The organism is Kitasatospora sp. MBT66 (genome assembly GCF_000710405.2).
Taxonomy (GTDB): Bacteria; Actinomycetota; Actinomycetes; order Streptomycetales; family Streptomycetaceae; genus Kitasatospora; species Kitasatospora purpeofusca.
Genome location: NZ_JAIY01000010.1, coordinates 531,856 through 541,959, shown reverse-complemented (window position 1 = coordinate 541,959; position 10,104 = coordinate 531,856). Strand labels below are relative to the sequence as shown.

Below are 10,104 nucleotides of genomic sequence, written 5' to 3'. Positions count from 1 at the left end.
CCACCGCCGCGAGCAGTCCGCCGGCCAGTACCGTCGGACGCAGCCACGGCTGGAAGCCGGAGCTCCGCCCGAGCAGCACGTACGCCCACACCGCCGTCACGGCGAGCGTCGCCGCCAGCACCGCCGCGTACGGCAGCCGGTGCCGGGCCCGCCACAGCCCGTCCACGCCCATGCCGACCAGTGCGGCGACCGCCGGGGCCAGCGCGACCGTGTAGTACTGGTGGAAGATCCCGGACATGAAGCTGAAGGTCAGCGCGGTGCACAGGAGCCAGCCGCCCCAGACCAGGAAGGCCGCGCGGGCCGTGTCCGTCCGGGCGTGGCGCCGGGTCGCCCACAGGCCGAGCACCAGCAGGATCAGCGCGGCGGGCAGCAGCCAGGCGATCTGCCCGCCGATGTCGCCGTCGAACAGCCGGGTGATGCCGGTCTCGCCCCAGCCGCCGCCGCCGCGGCCGCCGCCCGGCCCTCCGGCGGGCACGCCGCCGGGGCCGTTGCCGAAGATCACCTCGGCCCCGGCCGGGATGCGGCCCCGGCCGCCGCCGACGCTGCCGGTCTCGTCGCCGTTGAGCCGCCCCAGGCCGTTGTAGCCGAAGGTGAGGGAGAGGAAGCTGTTGTCCTGCGAGCCGCCGATGTACGGGCGCGCCGACGCCGGGACCAGTTCGACGACCGCGACCCACCAGCCGCCCGCGACCACCATCGCCAGTCCGCCGGCCAGCAGTTGCCGGACCCGCCGCCACAGCCCGGTCGGCGCCACCACCAGGTAGATCAGCACGAAGGCCGGCAGCACCAGGAACGCCTGCAGGGTCTTGGTGAGGAAGGCCAGACCGAGCATCACCCCGGTGAACACCAGCCAGCGGGTGCCCGCCGCCTCGATCGCCCGGACCAGCCCGTAGGCGGCCAGGGTGAGCAGCAGGACCAGCAGCGCGTCCGGGTTGTTGAAGCGGAACATCAGCGCCGCCACCGGCGTCAGCGCGAAGGCGAGGCCGGCCAGCAGTCCGGCGAGCGGCGAGAAGCGCCGGCGCACCGTCGCGTACAGGGCGGCGGTCGTGCCGACGGCCATCAGCGCCTGCGGGGCCAGTACCGACCAGGAGGAGAGCCCGAAGACCCGGGCCGAGAGCGCCATCGGCCACAGGGCGAGCGGGGGCTTGTCGACGGTGATGAAGTTCCCGGCGTCCGAGGAGCCGTAGAAGAAGGCCTTCCAGCTCCGGCTGCCCGCCTGGGCGGCGGCGGAGTAGAAGGAGTTGGCCCAGCCGGAGGCGGAGAGTCCCCAGAGGTAGAGGACGGCGGTGGCCGCCAGCAGGGCGAGCAGCGAGGGCCGGACCCAGCGCGGGTCGTCCGGGCGTCCCCGCCAGGTCCGGGCCGGCAGGGTGCGCAGCCGTCCGGCCCAGGAGGCCGGGCCCTTGGGGCCGGTGGGCGGGAGCGGGAACTCCGGGAACAGCGGCGGGTGGGCGGGCCGCCCGGATGCCGTCCCCTCCGGCGCGGAGGCGGGCGGCAGCAGTGGGGGCGGGAAGTCCCCGGCCTCCGGCCAGGGCTCGCCGGCCGGCGGGGTGAGGCTGGTCGTGGTCATGGGCGCTACGCTCGGGCGCCCGGCTGAGAGAACGGTGAGACCCGGGTATGAGCCGTCTGTGATCCTCGTTCTCCCTGGTCGGGAGGCTGCTCCGGGGTGACCCGGTTGCGCCGGTCGGGGCGCTGCTACGCCGGCTGGGGCATCGTCAGGTGCTTGCCGAGCCACTCCAGCGCGGGCGGGATCTCCCTGGTCCAGGTGTGGAAGTTGTGGCCGCCGGTGTCGAGGGTGATGGTGGACAGCTTGGTCGGTGCCTTGAACGCGCCGACCATCGCCTGGGTGCCCTCGTAGTTGTTCTCGTCGTAGCTGGTGGCGAGCAGCAGCGCGACCGGCTCGGCGGGCTTGTTCCGCAGCCGCCAGACCAGGTCGTTCTCCTGCTTCAGCCGGTCGTTGCCCGCGAACAGGTCGCCGGTGGTCTCGTCGATCGGCGCGGTGTAGTAGCCGGAGAGCGAGATCGCGGACCGGTACGCGTCCGGCTTGCGCAGCGCGAACTTGAGGGCGCAGTAGCCGCCGGTGGAGTTGCCGATGACAGCGCGGTTGGCCGGGTCGGTGCCGATCCGGTAGCCGGCGGACAGCGCATTGGGCAGGTCGCTGGTGAAGAAGGTCTCGACCTGCGGCCCGCCGGGGACGTCCATGCACTCGGTGTCGCGGTTGCCGACCAGTGTCGGGCGCATCAGCACCAGGACGGTCGGCGGCAGCTTCTTCTCCTCGATGGCGGTGAGGGCGGAGGCCGGGTACTGCATCAGCGTGATGAGCTTCTCCGCCGAGCCCGGGTACCCGGCCAGGACCAGGGCCATCGGGAACTTGCTCTGCGCGTACTCGGGCTGGAAGTACTGCGGCGGGAGGTAGACGAAGGCGTCGCTGCTCAGACCGCTCCGGGTGCCGCGGACCGAGACCTCCTGGATCACCCCGGAGCGGTCGCGGGCCGAACCCTGCGCCGAGTACATGCTCTTCTCCCCGGTGACGGAGAGGGTGGCGGCCGCGTTCGGCTGGTGGTCGACGACGGTGCCGGGCTTGCCGTTGGTGCCGAGCAGGTCGCTCCAGGAGCTGTAGAAGCCGAAGTAGCCGTTGGCGATCAGCCCCATCGCGACCAGCACCGCGAGCTGGGTGGCGAGGAAGGCGCCGACCCGCCCCGTCCAGGCCTTCCAGCCGTGTCCGCCGAACTTCGGCCAGAGCCACATGGTGGCGGCGAAGACGCCGACCGCGAGCACGGCGGCGATGATCTGGAGCGGGAGTCCCGTGAGGCTGAGCACCCGTCGATCGTAGTTGACCCGCCCTGCCCCTCCGTGCGCCCCTTTATGCGCCCCATATACGCTTCGACGCGCTGCAAGTGCGCCCTGTTGACCGCCTCTTGTCGGGTCGGGATCATGTCGGCGGGGACGAGCAGACTGCACGGAGCGTGCATGAGAGAGCACCGAGAGAACATCCGGGGGAACGCCATGAGGTCCTTCATCAAGGTCGGCACGGCGGTCGGCGCCGCAATGCTGCTGGCTGCCTGCTCCGGGGGCAGCGACGGCGGATCGGGCAGCGGCGGCAGCAGTTCGGCGGCGTCGAGCCCGTCGGACGGCTTCAGCGCGCTGCCCGCGCCGACCTACACACCGACACCCACGCCCACGCCGACGCCCACGCCGTACGGGCCGGTCCTGGCCGGCTACGTCGACCCGGTCAGCACCGCGCTCGGCAAGATCAACCCGGCGGCCGACCTGGCCGGCTTCATGGCCAGTCTCCAGGAGGCGGCCGGCGCCGCGAACTCCGCGAGCAGCGGCCTCGGGCTGAGCACCACCCCGGTCGCCGTCGGCACCACCAAGCGCCAACTGGTGACGGCGCTCTCGCAACTCGCGACCGACCTCACCAAGATCCGGACGGACATCAAGGCGAAGTCCTTCTGCACCACCGGCTCCGCCTTCGCCCAGGTCGGCCTCTCGGAGGGCCTCAAGGCCATCCCCGGCGCCCTCGCCGAGATGACCGCCGCCGGCTACACCACCAACTTCGCCGTCCCGCAGACCCCGCAGCAGCAGACCCGGAGCCTGGACAACGGCGCCTTCGTCACCAAGGGCAAGCTGCGCGGCGAGGGCGAGCTGAACATCGACAACGCGGAGGGCACCACCGACTCCGTCGTCACGCTCTCCAAGACCGGCAAGGCCGTCCACTCGCTGTACGTCGGCAAGGGGAAGAAGGCCTCGATCAAGGGCATCGAGGACGGCACCTACGACGTGTTCTTCTCCGACGGCATCGACTGGGACCCGTCGCTGAAGATGTTCACCCAGGACTGCAGCTACACCAAGTTCGACGAGACGCTGGCCTTCGAGACCGGCAAGACCTACTCGATCTGGTCGATCACGCTGACCGCGAAGGTCGGCGGCAACGCGAAGACCAGCGACGTGGACGAGCAGAACTTCCCGCAGCCGTAGCGTCCCCGTTCGCCCGGGACCCGTTCGCGCGGGCCCCGGGCGGCCCCACGGGTGACGTTCGCGCGGGTCGCCGGCCACCGGACCGGGCCCGCGCGGGCGCCCTGCCGATACTGCGGGCATGAGACCCTCCCGCAGGAGCGCCCTGCTGCGCCTCGCCACCGTCACCGCCGTCTCCGCGCTCCTCGCCCTGGGCGTCCCGGCCACCGCCGTCGGCGGTGCCACCGGGACCGGCGGGGACGGCACCGGCCCCGAGCACCGCCGGCCCTGCGTCGGCACCCCGCCGCCCACCGGCGGCCCGGCGCTCGACGTGCTCAAGGTCGCCGAGCGGGCCAAGGACGAACTGGGCCTCGAATCGGTGATCGTGAAGGTCACCGCCGACGGCCGCGAACTCCTCACCACCGCGCTCGGCGAGTCGATGACCGGCGTCCCGGCCCGGCCCGACATGCACTTCCGCAACGGCAACATCGCGATCAGCTACCTGGGGACGGCCCTGCTGCGGCTGGTCGACGAGGGCGTCGTCGGCCTCGACGAGCCGGTCGCGCGCTGGCTGCCCGACCTGCCGCGCGGCGACCGGACCACCCTGCGGATGCTCGGCGCCTCGACCAGCGGCCTGGTCGACTACGTCACCACCCCCGGCTTCGGCGAGACCGTCTACGCCGACCCGTTCCGGCATTGGACGCCCGAGGAACTCGTCGACATCTCGACCCGTCAGGACCCCTGGTACCGGCCGGGCGAGAGCTGGAGCTACTCGCACGCCAACTTCGTGCTGCTCGGGGCCGCGCTGGAGAGGATCACCGGGACCAGGCTGGACCACCTGCTCCAGCAGAAGGTGCTCGGCCCGCTCGGCCTGCACGAGACGGCGAACAGCTTCACCCCGGACATTCCGACACCGGTCCTGCACGCCTTCACCTCCGACCGGGGCCGGTACGAGGAGTCCACGTTCTGGAACCCCTCCTGGACCACTGCCCCCGGTGCGGTGCAGACCACCGACATCTGCGACCTGGCGAGCTCGGCCGCGGGCGTCGGCTCGGGCGAACTGCTCTCCCCGGCCGGCTACCGCGAACTGCTGAACCCGGGGACGGTGGGCCTCGGCGGGGCGACCGGGAAGTGCCCGGACACGGTCTGCATCCCGCAGACGGAGGCCACCCACTACGGGATGGGCGTGCTGGTGCTGAACGACTGGATCTCCCAGCACCCGCTGTTCTTCGGCTACTCCGCCTCCCAGGACTACCTGCCGTGCGAGCACCTGGCGATCGCCGTCTCCACCACCGACGGGCCGCACGCGTCCGGCGGGCACAGCGCCCACACCGTCGCCCAGCGCATCGCCGCCGTGCTGGCCCCGGAGCACCCGATCCCCGACTTCGGCTGAGCCGCGGTCCGGGCGGCCCGCCTCCGGTGGGCCGCCCGCGGTCCGCTCCCGGTCAATTGTCAGTGGCCCGTGCCACACTCCCGTCATGGCCCCCGAACCGCTCGCCGCCCTCACCTTCGCCGCCTGGCGCCGGCTCGACCTCGCCGCCGCCACCCGGATCGCGGCCCAGGCCGCCGACGGCGCGGGCGGGCGGCTGGAGCGGGTCGAGACGGTCGAGCACCTGGGGGCGCCGCTGCACCGGGTGCTGGTCGAGCGGGGCGGGCGGATGTTCGCGCTGATACCGGGCGGCCGGGTCACCGTCGGCTTCGACCCGGCGGCCTGGCGGCCGTCCGCCGAACTCCTCGCCGGCTACCGGGAGGAGAGCGTCGACCAGGGCTTCGGCGACGAGGACCTGCACGCCCACCTCGCCCGGGTGCTCAGCCCGCGCCGGACGGTCACCGTGCCGACCCTGCTCATGGCCGTCGAGGACGAGCCGATCGAGGAGGCACCCGCCGACATGCCGGCCCTCCTCGCCCGCGAGGGCCTCCGGCTGCCGACGCCCGACGAGTGGGAGCACGCCTGCGGCGCCGGCGCCCGCACCCTGTTCCGCTGGGGCGACGAGTGCCCGCTCGACCGCATCCCCTACGGCGACGACACCGGCCCGCACGCCGGCCCGAACGCCTTCGGCCTGCTCATCGCGCACGACACCTACCGCTCCGAGATCACCGCCGAGCCCGGCCTGATCCACGGGGGCGACGGCGGCGAGTCCGTCTGCGGCGGCTACGGCACCTTCCTGTCCTGGCTCCCGCTCGCCACGGCCAACCGCCACCCCGACCTCGCGGCCTTCGTCTACGGCGAGGAGGGCGAGGACCTCGTCGACTGCCTCTCCACCCGCCCGGTCCTCGACCTGCGCTGACCCCCGCCGCGGCAAGGGCGATCAGGCCGCCCGGGGGTCCTCGGTGCCGTCAGGACTCGGCCGTGTCCAGGACGACGTCCAGCGGCTCCGGCAGCCGTAGCCCGCTCGCGGTCGGATCATCACGCCGCCCGGCGAACATTCACCCGAGCGTTTCCGAGTGGCCGGTTGATGGTGGCTCGGGTGGATTCGCGGGTGTGACTTCTGCCCGATCGGTTGACCGATTGAGGTGACCATGGCACTTTCGTGCGGCGCGGGCGTCCGCAACCGGTCGTACGCCCCGCATCCCCCACAAGGAGAGCCATGCTCAAGAGACTTGCCGCCGCGTCCGCCGCGAGCGCTGTCATTGCCGGGGTCCTCACCTCGGTGGCAGTCGCCCCCGCGCAGGCGGTACAGGCCGGTGACCTGGCGTCCACCATCGCGCTGAGCAACTGCTCGGCCTCGCTGGTGCGTTACCCCTCGTCGGTCGACACCGACCGGGCCCTGATGCTCACCAACGGCCACTGCCTGCCGACCATGCCCCCCGCCGGCCAGGTCATCCAGAACCAGACCGCCAGCCGCAGCGGCACCCTGCTCAACGCCTCCGGCGGTTCGCTCGGCACCGTGCAGGCCGACAAGGTGCTGTACGCGACCATGACCGGCACCGATGTCGCGCTGTACCAGCTCACCGACACCTTCGGGTCGATCACCTCGAAGTTCGGTGCCACCGCGCTGACGATCAACGACACCCACCCGGTCGACGGTTCGGCGATGTACATACCGTCGTCCTACTGGAAGCAGACCTGGAACTGCTCCGTCAACGGCTTCACCGACCTGCGCGAGGACGCCTGGAGCTGGCGCGACTCGATCCGCTACAGCGCCGGCTGCAACACCACGCACGGCACCTCCGGTTCGCCGATCGTCGACGCCGCCACGCGCAAGGTCGTCGGCATCAACAACACCGGCAACGACGACGGCCAGATGTGCACCCTCAACAACCCGTGCGAGGTCGCCGCCGACGGCACCACCACGGTGCACCAGGGCCAGAGTTACGGCCAGGAGACCTACTGGTTCACCACCTGCCTGGGCAACGGTCGGGTCATCGACCTCAACGTCAGCGGCTGCCTGCTGACGAAGCCCGCGGGCAGCGGCTCCGTCTCGGTCGCCAACCCGGGCAACCAGTCGACGGCGGTGGGCGGTTCGGCCAACCTCAAGATCACGGCGAGCGGCGGCTCGACCCCCTACACCTACTCGGCGACGGGCCTGCCGGCCGGTCTGTCGATCAACGCCTCCACCGGTGTCATCAGCGGCACCGCGAGCACCGCGGGCACCTACAACGTCACCGTGACGGCGAAGGACGCGGCCGCCAAGACCGGTAGCACCAGCTTCACCTGGGTGGTCACCGGCGGCGGTGGCGGCACCTGCACCCCGGCCCAGCTGCTCGGCAACGCGGGCTTCGAGACGGGCACGGCCGCGCCGTGGACCACCTCCAGCGGCGTCGTCGACAACTCCTCCTCGCAGGCCGCGCACGGCGGCAGCTGGAAGGCGTGGCTGAACGGCTACGGCTCCACCCACACCGACAGCCTCGCGCAGACCGTGACCGTGCCCTCGGGCTGCAAGGCGACCCTCAGCTTCTACCTGCACATCGACACCGGCGAGTCCGGCACCACGGCGTACGACAAGCTGACGGTCCAGGCCAACGGCACCACGCTGAAGACCTACTCCAACGTGGACGCTGCCGCGGGCTACCAGCTGCGCACCTTCGACCTGTCCGGCTACGCGGGCCAGTCGGTGACGATCAAGTTCAACGGCACCGAGGACTCCTCGCTGCAGACCAGCTTCGTGATCGACGACACCTCGATCGCCACCAGCTGACGCCGGCTGCGTGAGCCGACGGCGCGGCCCCTCGGAGCGCACTCCGAGGGGCCGCGCCGTCGGGTGGTGGCCGGTCGGCACTCGACGGCCGTCCGGCATCACGGGCGGAGCAGGAAGTCGATCCCGCCGACTTCCTGCGCCGCACCTCCCTGCTTCCCTGTCTCCCCGCCTCCTTGCGTCCTTACGTCCGGGGCGGGCAGAGGGCCGTGTCCAGGGCGGTCAGCACGGCGTTCGCGGCCGTGTCGGTGGTGGGGGACTCGTTGATGGCTATCGTTGCCTGCCGGCCGTCGGGGGCGATGGCCGTGACGGTGTGGTGGCCGGCCCGGGTGGAGCCGGTGTGGCCGGTCCAGGTGCCGCCGCAGGAGAGCGGTTCGGTGATCAGGCCGAGCCCGTAGCGGCCCTCGCTGCCGAGCCGCTCGGGGTCGCCGGGCACGGTGGTGCGCATCTCGGCGAGCTGTGCGGCGGGGAGCAGGCGGCCGCCGAGCAGCGCGCCGAGGAAGCGGTTGACGTCGGAGGGCGTGGAGATCAGCGCGCCGCCCGCGCCGCCGGCCGAGGTGTTCCAGCGGGTGCCGTCGACCCGGACCGGCACGCCGTCGCGCTCGGCGGTGAAGTAGCTGTGCGAGTGGCGGCCGCGGATGTCCTCCGCCGTGCCCGGCCAGTAGGTGTCGCGCAGGCGCAGCGGGTCGATGACGCGCCGGGCGACCTCGTCCTCGATCGACCGCCCGGTGACGTGCTCGACGACGAGGCCCGCGAGGACGAAGTTGGTGGTCGAGTAGTGCCAGCCGGGCCCGGGGTGCGGCAGGCGGAGCGCGGCTTCGACGAGTTCCCGCGGTGCGAACCGGTGGTGGCGCAGCCAGTCGACCTCCGCGTCGGCGAACGCGTCGGCGTGGTCCGGCAGGCCGCCGGTCTGCTGGAGGAGTTGGCGGACGGTGATGGTGCGCCCGTCGTAGCCGCCGCCCCGGACCAGGCCCGGCAGATGGTCCTCCACCGTGGAGTCCAGCGAGAGGCGTCCCTCGGCCGCGAGCTGGAGGACGACGGTGGCCGTGAACGTCTTGGTGACGCTGCCGATCCGGAACCGGTCCTTGGCGCTCGCCGGCCGCCCGGTCCGTACGTCGGCGACGCCGCTCGCGCCTGCCCACGCCCCGCAACCGGGCTCGACGACCTCGACGACGGCGCCGGCCAGCCGGTGCTCGCCGGTCAACCCGTTCAACGCGGCTTGCAGGGGCCGGTGGTTGCCGCAGCCGGGGCGCGCGGGCGCGGCTGCGGCGGTCCCGGTCGGCAGCGTGGCGCCGACGAGGGCGACGAGGGCCGCGAGTAAGGCGTGTTTCTTCATGCGGCCCAAGCTACGTGCGTGTACACCCGTTCCGCCCTCGGGCCCGCCCCCGTGTCGGTTCGGGGGACAACCCCCCTGCGGAGAAGAGTGGTTGGGGATCGGTTTCCCGGCGCAGGATCATGTGCGGCTCCGGTGAACGGGGTTGGGGACGCTGGCGTCGGGGCGCGTCGGTATGATCCGTCGCAGGCTGGCAGCGGTGGGGGGCATGTCAACATGGAGGGTCTAGGGCCGTACGGTCCCGTGCAGATCGGGCCGTTCAGGCTGCTGGCGGTGCTCGGGCAGGGCGGGATGGGCCGGGTGCTGCTGGGGGTCGCGCCGGACGGGCGGGCCGCGGCGGTGAAGCAGGTGCACGCCGAGTTCGCCGGGGACGACGGGTTCCGGGTGCGCTTCCGGCGTGAGGTGGAGGCTTCGCGGCGGGTCTCCGGTGCGTACACGGCGGCCGTGATCGCCGCCGATCCGGAGGCCGGGACGCCTTGGCTGGCCTCGCAGTTCGTGCTGGGGCCCGCGTTGAACGAGGCGTTGCGCGCGGTCGGGGCGCTGCCGGAGGAGTCCGCGCGCCGGTTGGCGGCCGGGCTGGCGCAGGCGCTGATCGACGTGCACGCGGCCGGGTTGATCCACCGTGACCTCAAGCCCTCCAATGTGCTGCTCGCCGAGGACGGCGTGCGGGTGATCGACTTCGGGATC

8 protein-coding genes are annotated in these 10,104 nt (G+C 72.5%); 5 read left to right on the top strand and 3 right to left on the bottom strand.

Annotation, left to right across the window (positions count from 1 at the left end; genetic code table 11):
- Window positions 1-1,564, bottom strand: a 1,564-nt coding sequence (locus tag BI06_RS27090; RefSeq protein ID WP_043472230.1) for a glycosyltransferase family 39 protein, incomplete at its 3' end; no start/stop codon positions are given.
- A 125-nt stretch (window positions 1,565-1,689) separates the two neighbouring features.
- Window positions 1,690-2,814, bottom strand: coding sequence for an esterase family protein (locus BI06_RS27085; protein WP_043472228.1), 1,125 nt, complete (start codon window positions 2,812-2,814; stop codon window positions 1,690-1,692).
- 150 nt (window positions 2,815-2,964) lie between these two features.
- Between BI06_RS27085 and BI06_RS27080 the strand changes: the two genes are divergently transcribed.
- From BI06_RS27080 to BI06_RS55575, 4 genes are all read left to right on the top strand, one after another.
- Window positions 2,965-3,972, top strand: coding sequence for a hypothetical protein (locus BI06_RS27080; RefSeq protein ID WP_149030489.1), 1,008 nt, complete (start codon window positions 2,965-2,967; stop codon window positions 3,970-3,972).
- A gap of 118 nt (window positions 3,973-4,090) precedes the next feature.
- Window positions 4,091-5,341, top strand: a complete 1,251-nt coding sequence (locus tag BI06_RS27075) for a serine hydrolase (RefSeq protein WP_043472226.1) — start codon at window positions 4,091-4,093, stop codon at window positions 5,339-5,341.
- Window positions 5,342-5,426: 85 nt separating this feature from the next.
- A complete protein-coding gene (locus BI06_RS27070; RefSeq protein ID WP_030391255.1) occupies window positions 5,427-6,236 on the top strand; it encodes a hypothetical protein in 810 nt (269 codons plus the stop codon).
- A gap of 300 nt (window positions 6,237-6,536) precedes the next feature.
- Complete coding sequence (locus BI06_RS55575) at window positions 6,537-8,087, top strand: putative Ig domain-containing protein (protein WP_043472223.1); 1,551 nt, start codon at window positions 6,537-6,539, stop codon at window positions 8,085-8,087.
- A 181-nt stretch (window positions 8,088-8,268) separates the two neighbouring features.
- On the opposite strand, the gene BI06_RS27060 is transcribed toward BI06_RS55575, so the two are convergent.
- Complete coding sequence (locus BI06_RS27060; RefSeq protein ID WP_051741943.1) at window positions 8,269-9,420, bottom strand: serine hydrolase; 1,152 nt, start codon at window positions 9,418-9,420, stop codon at window positions 8,269-8,271.
- A gap of 213 nt (window positions 9,421-9,633) precedes the next feature.
- On the opposite strand from BI06_RS27060, the gene BI06_RS27055 reads away from it, so the two are divergent.
- Window positions 9,634-10,104: protein kinase (locus BI06_RS27055; protein ID WP_149030519.1), on the top strand; the 471-nt coding region annotated here is incomplete at its 3' end.